The organism is Cupriavidus pinatubonensis, assembly GCF_019602855.1.
Lineage (GTDB): Bacteria > Pseudomonadota > Gammaproteobacteria > Burkholderiales > Burkholderiaceae > Cupriavidus > Cupriavidus pinatubonensis.
On record NZ_CP080768.1, the window covers coordinates 56,856 to 70,783 of the forward strand.

General features: G+C 62.7%; 17 protein-coding genes. 8 read left to right on the plus strand and 9 right to left on the minus strand.

All coding sequences use genetic code 11. The features are described from left to right. Nucleotides 1-20: 20 nt before the first annotated feature. Nucleotides 21-1,376, minus strand: a complete 1,356-nt coding sequence (locus K2O51_RS31035; protein WP_220631854.1) for a sensor histidine kinase — start codon at nucleotides 1,374-1,376, stop codon at nucleotides 21-23. 2 nt (nucleotides 1,377-1,378) lie between these two features. Beyond that, on the minus strand, nucleotides 1,379-2,038 hold the full coding sequence (locus K2O51_RS31040) for a response regulator (protein WP_220631855.1): 660 nt from the start codon (nucleotides 2,036-2,038) through the stop codon (nucleotides 1,379-1,381). 143 nt (nucleotides 2,039-2,181) lie between these two features. On the opposite strand from K2O51_RS31040, the gene K2O51_RS31045 reads away from it, so the two are divergent. The 7 genes from K2O51_RS31045 (at nucleotide 2,182) to K2O51_RS31075 (ending at nucleotide 8,199) form a co-directional block, all read left to right on the plus strand. Further along, complete coding sequence (locus K2O51_RS31045) at nucleotides 2,182-2,595, plus strand: PepSY domain-containing protein (protein ID WP_220631908.1); 414 nt, start codon at nucleotides 2,182-2,184, stop codon at nucleotides 2,593-2,595. Between the two features lie 112 nt (nucleotides 2,596-2,707). Continuing rightward, nucleotides 2,708-3,175, plus strand: a complete 468-nt coding sequence (locus K2O51_RS31050; RefSeq protein WP_220631856.1) for a DUF2271 domain-containing protein — start codon at nucleotides 2,708-2,710, stop codon at nucleotides 3,173-3,175. 25 nt (nucleotides 3,176-3,200) lie between these two features. Then, complete coding sequence (locus K2O51_RS31055; protein ID WP_220631857.1) at nucleotides 3,201-5,414, plus strand: PepSY domain-containing protein; 2,214 nt, start codon at nucleotides 3,201-3,203, stop codon at nucleotides 5,412-5,414. After that, nucleotides 5,395-6,408 carry an FAD:protein FMN transferase gene (locus K2O51_RS31060; protein WP_220631858.1) on the plus strand — a complete coding sequence of 338 codons (1,014 nt, stop codon included), beginning with the start codon at nucleotides 5,395-5,397 and terminating at the stop codon, nucleotides 6,406-6,408. Before K2O51_RS31055 ends, K2O51_RS31060 begins: the two co-directional genes overlap by 20 nt. A 31-nt stretch (nucleotides 6,409-6,439) precedes the next feature. Next, nucleotides 6,440-6,574, plus strand: a complete 135-nt coding sequence (locus K2O51_RS35605) for a hypothetical protein (RefSeq protein ID WP_280640424.1) — start codon at nucleotides 6,440-6,442, stop codon at nucleotides 6,572-6,574. A 426-nt stretch (nucleotides 6,575-7,000) separates the two neighbouring features. Continuing rightward, the gene (locus tag K2O51_RS31070) at nucleotides 7,001-7,504 is read left to right on the plus strand and encodes a hypothetical protein (RefSeq protein ID WP_220631859.1); all 504 of its coding nucleotides are present in this window, start codon (nucleotides 7,001-7,003) and stop codon (nucleotides 7,502-7,504) included. Nucleotides 7,505-7,698: 194 nt separating this feature from the next. Then, nucleotides 7,699-8,199: a carboxypeptidase-like regulatory domain-containing protein gene (locus tag K2O51_RS31075; protein WP_245001981.1), complete on the plus strand. Its 501-nt coding sequence runs from the start codon at nucleotides 7,699-7,701 to the stop codon at nucleotides 8,197-8,199. A 221-nt stretch (nucleotides 8,200-8,420) separates the two neighbouring features. Here K2O51_RS31075 and K2O51_RS31080 read toward each other — a convergent pair whose 3' ends face one another. Further along, the gene (locus K2O51_RS31080) at nucleotides 8,421-9,143 is read right to left on the minus strand and encodes a hypothetical protein (RefSeq protein ID WP_220631861.1); all 723 of its coding nucleotides are present in this window, start codon (nucleotides 9,141-9,143) and stop codon (nucleotides 8,421-8,423) included. A gap of 935 nt (nucleotides 9,144-10,078) precedes the next feature. Between K2O51_RS31080 and K2O51_RS31085 the strand changes: the two genes are divergently transcribed. Continuing rightward, nucleotides 10,079-10,753, plus strand: coding sequence for an SOS response-associated peptidase (locus tag K2O51_RS31085; protein WP_220631862.1), 675 nt, complete (start codon nucleotides 10,079-10,081; stop codon nucleotides 10,751-10,753). 34 nt (nucleotides 10,754-10,787) lie between these two features. Here K2O51_RS31085 and K2O51_RS35335 read toward each other — a convergent pair whose 3' ends face one another. The 6 genes from K2O51_RS35335 to K2O51_RS31115 form a co-directional block, all read right to left on the minus strand. Then, nucleotides 10,788-10,922 carry a hypothetical protein gene (locus tag K2O51_RS35335; protein ID WP_245001982.1) on the minus strand — a complete coding sequence of 45 codons (135 nt, stop codon included), beginning with the start codon at nucleotides 10,920-10,922 and terminating at the stop codon, nucleotides 10,788-10,790. 239 nt (nucleotides 10,923-11,161) lie between these two features. Continuing rightward, complete coding sequence (locus K2O51_RS31095; RefSeq protein ID WP_220631864.1) at nucleotides 11,162-11,899, minus strand: hypothetical protein; 738 nt, start codon at nucleotides 11,897-11,899, stop codon at nucleotides 11,162-11,164. A gap of 15 nt (nucleotides 11,900-11,914) precedes the next feature. Beyond that, nucleotides 11,915-12,283 carry a hypothetical protein gene (locus tag K2O51_RS31100; protein ID WP_220631865.1) on the minus strand — a complete coding sequence of 123 codons (369 nt, stop codon included), beginning with the start codon at nucleotides 12,281-12,283 and terminating at the stop codon, nucleotides 11,915-11,917. Then, a complete protein-coding gene (locus tag K2O51_RS35340) occupies nucleotides 12,280-12,678 on the minus strand; it encodes a hypothetical protein (RefSeq protein WP_245001983.1) in 399 nt (132 codons plus the stop codon). The genes K2O51_RS31100 and K2O51_RS35340 overlap by 4 nt, the downstream gene beginning before the upstream one ends. Before the next feature lie 60 nt (nucleotides 12,679-12,738). Continuing rightward, on the minus strand, nucleotides 12,739-13,101 hold the full coding sequence (locus tag K2O51_RS31110) for a hypothetical protein (protein ID WP_220631866.1): 363 nt from the start codon (nucleotides 13,099-13,101) through the stop codon (nucleotides 12,739-12,741). After that, nucleotides 13,098-13,859 carry a hypothetical protein gene (locus tag K2O51_RS31115; RefSeq protein ID WP_220631867.1) on the minus strand — a complete coding sequence of 254 codons (762 nt, stop codon included), beginning with the start codon at nucleotides 13,857-13,859 and terminating at the stop codon, nucleotides 13,098-13,100. The genes K2O51_RS31110 and K2O51_RS31115 overlap by 4 nt, the downstream gene beginning before the upstream one ends. Nucleotides 13,860-13,928 lie beyond the last annotated feature (69 nt).

Genomic DNA, 13,928 nt, shown 5'->3' on the forward strand with positions numbered 1-13,928 from the left:
ATCGATGTCGCCAGGCCGGCTTACGCGCGCTTCCGCATCGCGGGTGCAACAAGCAAATGGTCGATGCTTACTTGCAGGCCGTCTTGCCAGCCTGGAACCGGGGAGCGTAGCTCAAGGGACGAACCCGCGCCGCGCACAATCGCCTCGACGATAGCAAGGCCAAGTCCGCTGCCGTTGGCTGCCGTCGCGCCACGCTCGAACGGCTTTGTCAGACGGTTAAGTTCATCGTCCGGCAGCACCGGTCCGTGATTCCTCACAGTGAGCGAGCCGGTGGCCAACAGCGAAATCCCCACAGGTTGTCCAGGGGAGCCGTGCTTTTGGGCATTTTCGACCAGATTGCGCACGACAATGGCAAATGCGTCCTGATCAATCCACGACGGAACGGGCTGGTCGGGCAGGTCAAGCTGGATCGGGTTCGCAGAGGCCATACGCCGGAAATCCTCGACGACAAGCTCCAGTACCGGGCGCAGATCCTGTGGCGCGTCGCCGAGCACGCGTCCATTTTCGGCCTTCGCGAGTTGCATGAGCCTTTCGCTGACCCGCGACAGGGTGTGCAGCGCTCTCTCGACATTCTGCACGCGTTCGCGCATGGCGGCGGAAGGCATTTCGGCCATGAGACGTTGCGTCTGTGCGAGGGCCGCGGCAATCGGCGTGCGCAACTCGTGTGCGCTATTGGCAGTGAAGCTGCGCTCGGCGGCCAGCGCACGATCCAGCCGAGCCATCAGGTCATTGACTGCGTCGGCAATCGGCGCGATTTCCGTCGGTAACTCCTTCTTTTTGAGCGGTGTCAGGTCGTTCTGACCCCGCGCAGCAATGCCGCCGCAAAAGCGTCGGATTGGCCGCAGCCCGGTCCGGACAATCAGCCAGATGCCACACAGCCCCACCGGTAGAAACAGGATGAGGACCTTTGCGACCGCGAGCGCGGCTTCCATCACAGCATGCCGGCGCGTGGCGAGCGGCTCGGCGATCATCAGAGAGATCGTGCCCTGTAAGCCGGGCTCGGCGTAAATCCGGTGCGACGGCGTGGAAGTGAAGCCTGCTTTCAGGTCCGGCGGGAAGATCGCCAGATCGGCGTCGTGTGACCGCAGCAGCAGTCTGCCCCTGTCATCGCGAACCGCGTAGGTCAGCAATTCGTCGTGCGGGCGAACGGCTGCGATACGGCGGTTGCTATCCTCATCATCATCCGCATCCCGCCCGACGATATCCATGATGGCGAGTGGCAACAGGCGCTGCGCCGTTTCCTGCAACGCACTGTCCGACATCTGATCGACTTCGTGGCGCAGCACGTAGAATGAAGCTGCCGCAGCCGCGAGCGACAGCACTGCGAGCCCTGCAACCAGTGCTGCCGCGAGTCGACCTTGCAGGCTGCGCAGCATGGTCAGTCCCGCTTGAGCCGATAGCCGAGCCCACGCAAGGTCTCGATGACATCGGCACCAAGCTTCTTGCGCAGCCGGCTCATATGTACCTCGATGGTGTTACTGCCAATTTCCTCGTTGAAGGAATAAAGGCGATCCTCCAGCCGGCTCCTTGACACGATCATCCCCGGATGCTGGATCAGGGCTTCGAGCAGTGCCCATTCACTGGCCGTCAGGTCGATGCGCGCGGTACCGCGCATCACACTGCGCCCCGCCGTATCGATATGCAGTTCGCCGAGCTTGACCAAGGGATTCGGATTTCCCGAATACCGGCGTGACACCGCACTCACCCGTGCGGAAAGCTCTGGCAGGTCGAATGGCTTGACGAGATAGTCATCCGCGCCGGCGTTCAGGCCGGCAATGCGGTTCGATACCTGATCGAGCGCAGTCAGGATAATGACGGGCACGTTCGAACCACCCGCACGAAGCTCTCGAAGGAAGTCGAGCCCCCGACCGTCGGGGAGCAGCAGATCGAGCAGGATCAGGTCGTAGTTGGCGGCCGCAAGGTGTCGGCGCGCCTCGGCGAGGCTGGCCACGAAGTCGGTCGGATGCCCGTCTTTCTCGATCTGGTCGCGAACGGCCTCCCCGAGCCAGGGTTCATCCTCGATGAGAAGGACTCTCATTAAGATCTTTCTGATGGATGTCTCGCATGACTTTGCCACGCGAACCTGTCGCGAACATGAAGAAAATCTTTCGTCTCCGCAAGCTTGGCTTCAGGTTTCAGGCGCATTGTAGAGTCCAAGGATGCGAACAGGAGATGTTAGCAATGAAACACCGGCGAATTGCCAGGGATCTGGCACTCGTGATGTTTGCGATTGTCGGCGCTACCGGCATCCATTCCGCACAGGCGCACGACAGCGACGACTGCGAGGCGCCGGTCAACGCCTGGAAGCCGCGCGACGATGTCCGGACGATGGCGCAGCAAAAGGGCTGGCAGATCGACAGGCTCAGGATCGACGACGGTTGCTACGAGGTCAAGGGGCATGATGCCGATGGCCGGCGTTTCAAGGCAAAACTTGACCCCGTCACCCTTGAAGTCGTGCGCATGAAGCGTGAAGACGACGACCACGGCGGAGCACGCGGACGCCTGTCGGACGCGAATACTGGCAAACCACCGGCTGACGTACCCCCCGAAGGCTTGCTGAAGCCAGGCACGAAGCCCCAGGTCCAGATCCGCTGACCCCCTGTTGCTGACGCAACGCGTACCTCATCGGCGTTTGCCCTGCTGAAGCAGCGGCAGGCCAATGCGATGGGTGCGAGGCCCCCTTTTTGCCCAAATCAGGAGAATCCAGATGAAACACGCATTCCCGATCGCCGTGCTTGCCGGCGCCCTTGCCGCGCCTTCACTCGCATCCGCGCGTCAGGTTTCGTTCGAAACGCAACTGTCGAGCTATGGGGGAGATGGCGCTTACGTTGCCATGTATGTCACCGATCGCGCCGGGCGGTACCAGGGCACGCTGTGGGTGGCAGGGCGCAAAGCCAAGTACTACCGGCACCTGCGCGACTGGTATCGCGCCACGGGCGGCGCCGCAAAGGTAGACGGCATTACGGGCGCCAGCGTCGGCGCAGGCAAGACGCTGCGCGCGACGCTGGATCTGTCCGACACGTTGCTCGACGCCGGATATGAGATCCACATCGACACGGCGGTCGAGGACATGAAGGAGTACCCGTCCGAGGTCGTCGTGCCGTTGACTACCTCGGGCGCAAACAAGACGGTCAAGGGGAGCGGCTATGTGAAGTCGTTCCGCTATTCACTGTAACCAGGGGCAGGCGAGGAGGTGCCCGATGCTACGCAAGCTCCATTCAATCCCCGGTCTCGTCGCAGCATTGCTGATGACGATCGTCGCCATGACAGGCACGGTGCTGTCAGTGAATCCGGCACTTGAGCACGCAAGTGCCGTCCGCCCAGGCCTGACTCCGCTGAGCGTTGCAACGCTCGCCAGCCGCGTGAGCACCTCGGTGCCCGACGTCGAAACACTCATACGCCGGCCGTCAGGGGCGATCATCGCGTACTACCAGGCTGGCGGCGAACAACGCGCATCAATCATTGATCCCGCTACCGGCAAGGCTGTCGGCGATTATCGCCCCTCGCCTGTCGAGCGTTGGCTGAAGAACCTCCACCGCAAGCTCTTTCTCGGTGATGCTGGGCGGATCGCAACAGGTGCGACTGCTGCTTTCATGCTGTTCGCCACGTTATCCGGGCTTGTATTGCTCGCACGCCGAATGGGCGGGTGGACGCATATTGCGGCCCCGATCCGGGGTGACGGGTTGCAGCGGCTGCATAACGAAACTGCACGAGCCGCGCTTGCCGGCCTCACGCTGTCGGCGATGACCGGGGTCGTCATGTCGTTGACGACGTTCGGCGTGATCCCGGAAGGCGGCGCGCAGGAGCCCGCCCTCAGCGTTTCGGCACTCACCACGCCCCCGATGCCACTGCGGCAGATGCCCGCACTGGCAATAGATGTCTCCAGGCTGCGTCAGTTGACGTTTGCCAGCGCGGCCGACCCGAGCAGCAGCATCGAAGTGAATACGACAGATGGCGTCGGTTATGTCGATCGATCGTCAGGCAGATGGCTTGCCTTTCAGCCGGCCGACGCCTGGCAACGTGCGCACGGGGTTGTCCGCATGCTGCACACGGGCGAAGGGCTATGGTGGCTCGGGCTGATCCTCGGCGTATCGTCGGCGTCGGTGCCGTTGCTGGCCGCAACCGGCCTGCTACTGTGGCTGCGTCGTCGACGGGCCATGCTGAAGCTTGCTGGCAACAACGTGCCGGCACGCGACGCGGATACTGTGTTGTTGGTGGGCACCGAGGGCAATAGCACGTGGGGCTTTGCTTCGGCGCTGCATGCAGCGCTGATCCGGGCTGGCTTTCGCGTGCATGTTGCGCCGATGAACGATTTCGCAGCCGGCTACCGCAGCCTGCGGTATCTGCTGGTCCTGACTGCGACCTACGGTGACGGCGATGCACCGGAGAGCGCTATACGATTCCTGCCGAAGCTCGAGCGTCTGACGATCCCTGGCGGGGTGGCGTTCGGGGTCTTGGGCTTCGGCGACCGCCAGTTCCCTCATTTTTGCGGCTATGCGCGAACGGTTCATGACGCGCTGACCGCCAGGGGGCTGGAAGCACTGACCGATCCGGGCACGGTTGACCGGCAGTCTGAACCCGAATTCCGGCAGTGGTGCACGGGGCTCGCCGAAAGGCTCGGCGTGTCGCTCGATATCCGCTACACACCATTGCTGCCGCCCACAATACCGCTCAAGCTCGTCTCACGAGACGACTATGGTGCGGATCCAGAGGACATGACTTCGGTGCTGCGCTTCAGGCCTGCAGCGGGGGCAAGATCCTGGCCCACTCTGCTACGGCCGCGGCTGCCTCGGTTCGAGACGGGGGATCTGCTCGGCGTCGTGCCGCCGGGCGCCACCTCGCCCCGGTACTACTCGCTCGCGAGCGCGACGGCGGACGGCCTGGTCGAGATCTGCGTGCGGCGTCATCTGAACGGCGTTTGCTCCGGGTATCTCACAGGCCTGCAGCCCGACGACACGATCGAGGCATTCATGCGGCCGCACGCGCGCTTTCGGCCGGGCGCCGGAAGCGCGCCCGTGATCCTGATCGGGGCTGGTACCGGGATTGGTCCACTGATCGGTTTCATCCGGCACAACGCGGCCCGCCGTCCGATGCACCTGTACTTCGGTGCGCGCAATGCTGACGATGGCTTCCTGTACCGCGACGAACTCAGGCACCTGGTAGCCGACCGGCGGCTGCAGGCACTCACGACTGCCTTCTCACGTTCCGGAAGCCGGAGCTATGTGCAGGAGCGCCTTCTCGCCGATGCACAGAGCCTGCGCACCCTGGTTACGCAGGGCGCGCAAATCATGGTGTGCGGTGGGCGCAGGATGGCGGAGGGTGTCGCGCAGGCGTGGGAACGTATTCTGACGGATACCGGCTTGTCGGTCGCACAACTGAGAGAGCAGGGACGCTATGTTGAAGATGTCTATTGAGGCGTTGCCAGACACGCAGCTCAAGCTTTGGCGTGTGAGCGGCGCGACAATGGGAACCCGCTACACGGCAGCCTTCCATGCGTCGCCGAAGACGGATGAAAGAGCACTGTCGGCGCGGCTTGCTGCGGCAGTGGGCGCGGTTGACGAGCAGATGTCGAACTGGAAGGACAGTTCCGACCTCTCTCGGCTGAATCGTGCCGAGCTGGATTGCTGGGTGCCGGTCTCCGGCAATCTCGCGGCTTTACTCGTGCGTGCGCTGGAGATCGGCCGTGACACCCACAATGCCTTCAACATCGGCGTCGGTGACCTGGTCGGCATGTGGGGCTTTGGGCCATTGGGGGAGCAGCGTGCACATCGTCCGGGCGGAGTGGGCACGTCGCGGGCAAGCCCATGCTCGTCTGTGAGCGATCTGATCGACGTGGACGTGCAACAGTGCCGGGTGCGCAAGCTGGGGCCCGTTGCGCTGGATCTGTGCGGCATTGCAAAGGGATTCGGCGTCGACGAACTTGCACGCGTGTTGAGCGAGCACGGAATCGACTCATGCCTTGTCGGCATCGACGGCGAAATGCGCGCGTGCGGAAGCAAGCCGGATGGGTCGCCGTGGGCGATTGCGCTTGAGGCCCCGGACTACGAGCGGCACGCCGCAATGGGCGTGATCGAACTAAGCAACGCCGCCATCGCGACGTCCGGTGACTACCGCCATTGGGCTGACATCGACGGAGCTCGTATCTCGCACACAATGGATCCCCGAACCGGCGCGCCACTGTGCAGTTCCGTTGCGTCGGTGACGGTCATTGCACCGACATGCGCGGACGCGGATGCCTACGCAACAGCCTTGCTGGTGCTTGGCCCGCAGGCGGCGCGAGATTATGCTCAGCGCCGGCGCCTCGACGCACTCTTCGTCGTACGCGATGGTGATGCGCTGGGCACGATCGGGACCGGCTGCTTTGCCAATTTGCATTCGGACCCTGGCCAGGTTTTGCTGCCGGTATGAGCTGCAGCCATACGGCCAGCGCGGCGCTGTCTTGCGTGACGGCATCCCGGTTACGGACATCATCCAGACCTGGCTCGATGTCTCGGCGCATCCGGCACGCGGCGCCGAGCAGGCCGCTGAACTGGGGCACAGGATTCTTGCAAACGTCGTCGGAGAAGGCGCTTGAGCGATCTCATCGAAATTGCCCCGGTGGCTAGCCTTGAAACCGAAAAGGAACTTGAATTCCTCGCCACGGACACATCGCCGCTGTCTCCGAAGGCCTGACAAGAAGTTGCGGCCGGCCAGGGTCTGCCGCCGCGCGGCGTCGAAGACCGACGGTGTGGATTTCGGTGGGCGCCATGTAGGTCTTTCACGGCGCCAGCAAGACGGCAGGATCGCGCTTGTCCGGGCGCAAATGACAGTTTGGGATTGGCAATAGCAGCCGCTGCTCAAAGTCTCGCCTGCCCACTTGGCCGGCCGCTGACGCTCGCCATGCAAGCCATTCTTGCGCCAGCGCAAATCATTGCTGTCGCTGAGATCTAGATTGAACTCAATCGGCAGGAGTGCCCCTTGCCGACGGCGTGTCACCGTCTCAATGTGAAGGGGTTGAGAAATGAAACGAAGAATCCTGGCGGCCACGGCTTCCGCCCTTGTACTCTCGTCTACGCCTGTTCTCGCTCAGCAGCCGCCCGCCACCCAAGCAAAGCCTGCGGCGCCCAATGTGCAGGAATTCGACAAGCAGATGGCGCAGGCGCAAGAGAACATGAAGAAGATGCAGGAGCAAATGGACAAGATCCGACAGACCCAGGATCCCCAGGCGCGACAGAAACTGCTTCAAGAGCACTGGGACACAATGCAAGCCAACATGCAGTTGATGCACAACATGTGGGGACCTGGCGGCGGAATGGGCACGGGAATGATGGGTAGGGGCCCGGGGATGATGGGCGGACCAATGATGGGCTGGGGGCACATGGGTGGGTACTATGCCAAGCTCACCCCGGAACAGCAGCGGCAGCGCCAGTACATGCGGGATCAGTACATGCCCATGCAGCAGATGATGATGGACCACATGATGCAGCATCAACAGTGGATGTGGCAGTCTCCGCCGCCGAGATGAAACCAGCGGGGCCGTGCCTGCTTTCTACGCAAAATCCAAGCGCGTTAGAGTCGCCATCCTGAGTTCCGTCTCATATCAACTCGTTGCCAGGACGGTTGGTCCAGTGCTGCGGGAGCGCGATCGGTCCGATGGTGACGAGCTGAGGCAGTCGGCCCGTATTCGTGGCCGGTAATCGGAGCCGCTGTCGAAATCTAATGGGGGACAGGGAAATGCAGATTTCAAAAGGCCTTGGCATCGCGATATCGGCGCTGTTGGCTGCGCTATTGGTCGCGGGTTGCGCAACGCGGACGGAACTGGCGGAAGACCGCGTGCAGATCATGGAGCAGCGGGGCATTCCCTACGCTTGTGCCAGAGACGACGAAGCCGGTAGGCGGGCCATGGAAGATGTCGCCGCGCGCTTCAATGTCCGACTCAGCATGATGGATGCAGGCAGCGCCAGGCCGCTGAGCGGGGCGACCGTGGTTGTGACCAGCGCCGATGGCAAGGCGGTGCTGCGCATTGTCGCCGGTGGTCCACGGTTATACATGCGACTAAAGCCAGGTGCGTACCGGCTCACGGTGGGATACCAAGGCCGCGACCAGATGCGCGACGTCGTCGTGTCGGACCAACCCCTGGACATGACGTTCCAATTCAAGGTCAACACGCTGGAAGATGACTGGCTACTTTGCACAAGTATGAACTGTCCGTGCCGATGAACTGAGTGGCCGCTCGGCAGATTACTTTCACCTGCATTGCGCCCTGGCGCGCGCACTACGACTCGGTCGCAAGGCTCGGCCGTGGATTTGACGATTTGACGGCACTCTGAACCGCCACAAAAAAGAGCCCGCGTGGCCGGGGGCAACGCGGGCGGTGGCGGGGCTGGCGTTGCAGGCTCACGACGAAGACGGGCCGACGCAAGGCCTAGACTACAATTGTTTCAGGAAGGCCAGCTCAAGTGCTGGGCGACGCCTCCCTTCGATGGGATCGTAACCTCCGTCTTACGTTCGATGCCGTTTGTAGTAGCAACCACACGATACTTTCCTGCTGGAAGTTTGATGTACATAAAGGGCCCGTCGGATATCGCCCCAAAGATCTGTTTGCCATCCGGCTTGTAGATCCGAGTGTCAACGTCGGCCAGAAATTCGCCCCGCTTGCCGGTGAAGGTAAGGCGCAGGCTATACGACGGCGCGGCACGCCGGAAGGCGGCGGCTTCGTCCTCGCCAATGCCACCACTAAGGTAGGCCAGACCGCTCGCCTGTTTCTGCGGCGGCAGTCCGCCAGCCGCTGGTTGGTCAGTGTCGGCACTACGGCTCATCACGGGGCCGCAGTCCAGGCTTGCGGTGTTCCTACCGCCGCCGTACATGCGCTGTCCGCCCCTGCGCTCATGACGAAGCACTACGCCTTGTTGATCGGCGCGTGTCTGCACGAGATCGTGCAGACGACGCGTGATTTCCTGGCGCTCCTCTGGTGTCCTGGCGGCGTGCATGCGGGCGCAGAAATCCGCCTTTTCCTCGTTGCTGAGCAGGTCAACCCCGCGCATGGTCCGGGGAGTTGCGGGTGTTGCAACCTGTCCAACGGCTTCCTGTGCTTGGCACTCTGGGGTAAGCAAGCTGAGGCTGGCGAAGCTGACGATACAAAATAGCTCAGATGCGCCTTTCATGATGTTGACTCCAGTTGTTCATCGATCTGTCGATCTTGGATAGACTCCAGTGTTTCGAACCGGCGAAGGTCATGACCGGTCCCTCGGAGCCCCCAACGCCAGCTTGTTCATCGCTGGCCTGATGGAAGGGCTGGCGCGCCCGCGTGGCAACTGATTTACGGAGAGACATCGCTCGTGCCCGTGCCCGTGCGGTGGCCCATTCAACCTAGCCGGTTCCATCAGGGGAGCCTTGACGCTTGTCAAACTCGGTGTTCCGGACGAATTACTCGATGAGATCGACCAATGACTTGCTTGGCTGGATCATCGGTTCGACCGGCAGGCCGTCGTCAATGACCGATTGCGACAGACCCAGGCGTAGGCTGGCCACTGTCGATGTCTAGGTGAGGAGGGCGAGCATGAGGGTCAGGGGTGGTGCCCATGCACCATACTTGATCGAATTCAGGGTGCGGACGAAATCGTCGAGCTTGCCACCGTGGCGGCGTTAACGATATTCCACTTCGAGGTGCTCAGATCGTAGTGTCGAACTTTGTTTGCCGAGACTAACTTTGGCAATCTACGGAATATCCCATGCAACGTGTCTCCGCAAGAAAGATCGCTTGGGTCGTCCGGATTTGTTCCGCCAAACGGCGCCGAGTATCCCGGGCAGGTCTCGCTTTTCTTTCGGACGTCCAATGTCCCTTTGCGGAGCAGGAGCCGACGTCTAAACATCCTACCGACGACTCATGTGAACGGCGGCTTGTGGCCGAACGAGGTCGCTCACGAAATCAGTGATGAGCTTGATTCTTACTGGGGACCGCCAGCACCCGATCACTCCGCCGAGAGATTGGAACTACATAGCAAGCCATTGGCAGCTGCCGCCGCGATTCCGGGGCCACACCAGTGAACCGCAGTACACTCACCCCATCAGACGATATCAACCTGCGACGGAGGACGCCGTGTGCACCAACTACGCCCCAGTTCAGGCCCAATTGCTGCGCGATGTGTTCTTGGTGGAGCCACCCGAGGGCGCGGAATGGGCCTCGCATGTCTACCGTGACGGCGCAGCACCGATCCTGCTGCACGATGGTGATGGCGGGCGCGACTGCGTGATGGCTACCTTCGGTCTGGTGCCGCGCGAGGAAATCAAGCGGCGCAACACGGAGATGGAGAAGCGCACCGGCCAGCCTCCCAAGCTGAAGGACTACGCGACCATGAACGCCCGGTCCGAGAGTGTGGGTGAGCGCGCGGCATTCAAAGGGCCCTGGCGCAACGCCCAGTTTTGTTTGATCGCAGCTCGGGCCTTTGATGAGCCGAACTATGAGGCCGGGCCTAAATGCGTCTGGTACCGGATACAGCCCGCCGGCGAGCCCGCCTTCGGCATCGCAGGGCTGTGGCAGCGATGGCCGAACGACAGCTTCACCTTCACCATGTTAACCGTCAACTCCGATGGCCACGCGGTTATGGGGCGTATGCACAAGCCCACTGACGAGAAGCGGTCCATCGTGCTTGTACCGCCAACGCAGTGGGACGACTGGCTGCAGTGCGACAGCCCGGAAGTGGCGCGGACGTTCATGAAGAACTACCCGGCTGAAAAGATGCGTGCCGCGCCGGCCCTGCGCGGCGTGGAGTAGTGCCCAGGCAATCACGACCTGGTCGAAGGTCATTTCACGCCTGGTTGCGCTCCTTGTATTCAGCCCACGCGCGCATCGCAGCGAAGAGCGCTGTCCGGCCGATGGCGGAATGGCTGTTGCCATGTCCCTTGCGCGTGACGGTGGCCGTCCAATAGCCATCGTCCGGCATGTCCGGCGTTAGCTCGATCCGCTCGCGCTCGATGATGGCTTGGCCGCCAGCGCCGGGGATCGGTGCAGTAGCGCGGGCACTCCTGCACGCTGTATCCCTTCCCCAGCTGCAGCCAGTAGCGGCCGTTCTGCGGGTCCGGCTCCGGGTGCGCGGGCGCCTGGCGGTATCCTTCCGCGAGCGCCACCTGTAGATCGAGCAGCGCGCACTGTCGCTGGCCTTTCTCAAGATCGGTAGTCACGTCAGAACAGTCCGATCTGTTCCGCCTGGGGCTCCTCGACCTTGGTCGGTGCCTTCGGCGCGCGCTCGGGCTCCGGTGCGGCGGCCGGCGTCGTTGCCTTCACCAGGCCAAGCGCCTTGAGCGTTTCGGCCGGCAGCGGACGATTGACCAGGCCACCCTGGCGGACATGAGCGAACAGCGCGAGGATAGCCGTGCGTGCGTCCGTCTGGGCCTTACCCTGGCCAGGCACGAACAAGCCCGCGTTACTGGAAATATCCGTACTGTGGAAGCACCCCAACTCGAGCGCCAGCGTGGTGAGGGCGTCCTCGGTGTCTCCGGCCACGTCAACCGGCTGCTCCAGATCTGCCGGCGCCGATGCCGCGGCGCGCAGCCGCTCGTTTTCATCCTCCAGCATGCGGATCTGGTCGCGGAGCCGCGCATCCACCTCGCCTGTACGGTCAAGGCGCGCCTCCAAGTCATGGATATGGCGGCGAATCGGCTCAGGCAGCGCGTTGACGTTCTCCGCAGTGGGCAGCCAGTCGCCAGCGACCGCGGGTGCCGCCTCCTCTGCCATTGCCGGCGCGGCCTCGTCGGCCATTACCTCCTGGACCCATACGCGCTCCGTGGACGGTGGATAGCGGTCGTACGCTTTCGGGTTCAGGGAAATGACGCCGGTACTCGGGGACCATCCGCCGATGGCGGCGATCCAGCGGCGCGGCGTGCGTGCAGGTTTGGCTTCATTCGGGTTCATGTCAGTCATTTTAAGTCCTTGGTGCTACGCCTTCCTTGGCGCGCTCACCTTGCGCGGGCCGAGTGCCAGGTCCACCCAGCTCTGAACCGCCTGCAGCTTTGCCTCCGGCGGCAGAGCGGAGTTGAGCGCCAGGCCGATGCGCCCCATGGCGTTCTGGTAGCGGCGAAACGTCAGGCGCTCGAGCTCCTCGTTCGGCGCCATTAGCTTCACGTCCAGCTCGATGAATACCTTCCCGGCGTCCCAGTCAAACCCAGGGTTGATCGCCTCCACGGGTTTGTACGGCCGACCACCAGCCGTGGCGTAACCAGGATCAAACGGCACCACCAGGAGGCTATCGCGCCGGTCGTGTGCATGAATACGCTCCAAGCGCTCAATTGCTTCGGCCAGCTTCATGCGGCCTCCTCGATCGGTTGCGGAGCTACACCCAGCAGCTCCTGGTACCGCGCCTGCAGCGCGCGGTCGGTCATTTCCGGCAAGAACCGAAAAGCCTCCAGCATTTGCGGCGTCGCTTCCTTAGGTACCAGCACAAACCCCTCAGGCACGGCAACGGCTGCCAACTCAACCTCGCCCTGCTCCAGCGCATGGGCCAGGTGCCGGGCATAGGTGGACACGGCACGCCAGTAGGCCGCCATCGGGCCCTTGCGGCGCTTCCAGGCGAGCTCGGCCTCGGCATTCGCCTCCTCGCGTAGGCCCCGGCAGACCTTGGCCACCGCGCGGCGTTGTAATCCCGACAGACCCAGCAAGGCTCGCGCTGCGGGCAGCCGCAGAAGCGGATTGATGTAGCCCATCACCCCTCCCCACGTTCATAGACCGCCCCGAAGACGGACGTATCGGTCTTGAGGTCGTGCTCACGCATGACGCACCTGCATCGCACGGTATTCATAGTGGTACCCGCCACCGTCATGCGGCACGTACTTGACGTGGATTCCGTGCTCTTCCCCCTCCCTGGCGCACAGCCCTGCATGGAAGAAACGCCCCAGCGTGTCCTTCCAGTCCTGCGGCAGCGCGGCGCGAACCATCGCCTCGGTGACCAGCGTGGCCGGCCCCGACAGAATGGCAGCGGCGATCGCGGCTTTGAATTCCCGGCTCTGAGCCAGGGCGGATTGCGCCGTCTCGATCGGGGTCAAACCCGGAATCGGCCAGCCTTCGAAGCGGGCCACGTCCAGCCTGGGTGGCGATTGAACCAGCAGTAGGTCAGCCTGGTGCATCATGCAGCCTCCTTGGACACGTGCGGAGCGACATCAATGCGAAACGAATGGTTTGGGTAACGAGCGGCGGCGGTGCGCACGCCAACACGCGCGTCGGAAAACCGGTCGAAGCGAACGGCAAGGTCAACGTCCGTTGTACGCGGCGGAATGGTGCTCACCTCGCCATCGTCCTCGTCGCCTTCCAGACCGAGATACCCGCGCGGCTCATCCGGCGACACCAAGATCACGTAGTCCTTCTTCATACCTTTGCATCCCATGCCAGATTGCAGTTCCGTGCCACCCGCCGTCCCGCTAGCAGTTTCCGACCCAGATTGAAGGGCGTGGATGATCTCAGGAATCAGCGCATGGATGCCGGCGTAGAACGCCGCATTAGCATCGAGTTCACCTTCGGCAAAGGGTTCAGCCCCGGTGAACATGGCAACCTGGCTCTGTGCGCTGCCGTTGGCAAACACTCGGAATGCGCCTCCAACGACCACACCCATCCCCTTTCGACCGATAGCAAGGTCTTTGGTCGTTGGGGCGTACAACGCGAGAATGCGATCGGCCAGCGGGGTCGCCGTCCGCTCATCGCTCACGCTTGGTGCTCCTTCCAGCGCCGTGGGAATGCCCAGTGCCGCCTCCAAGGCTGCGCGCATCTGCTCTTCATTCGAGGAGCGGGCGATAGAACCAGGGTTTGGGCAAGGGAAGGCATTGAACGCGTCGAGAGCAGCCCGAACCGCTGCGCTGGACACGAGGGAAAAGCGAGTATTTTCGACCTGCATATCTACTCGAAATATTGATCACGAGGCCAGAATACAAAACGGCCGAGTAACCGCGCAAGTCGGTCTCGG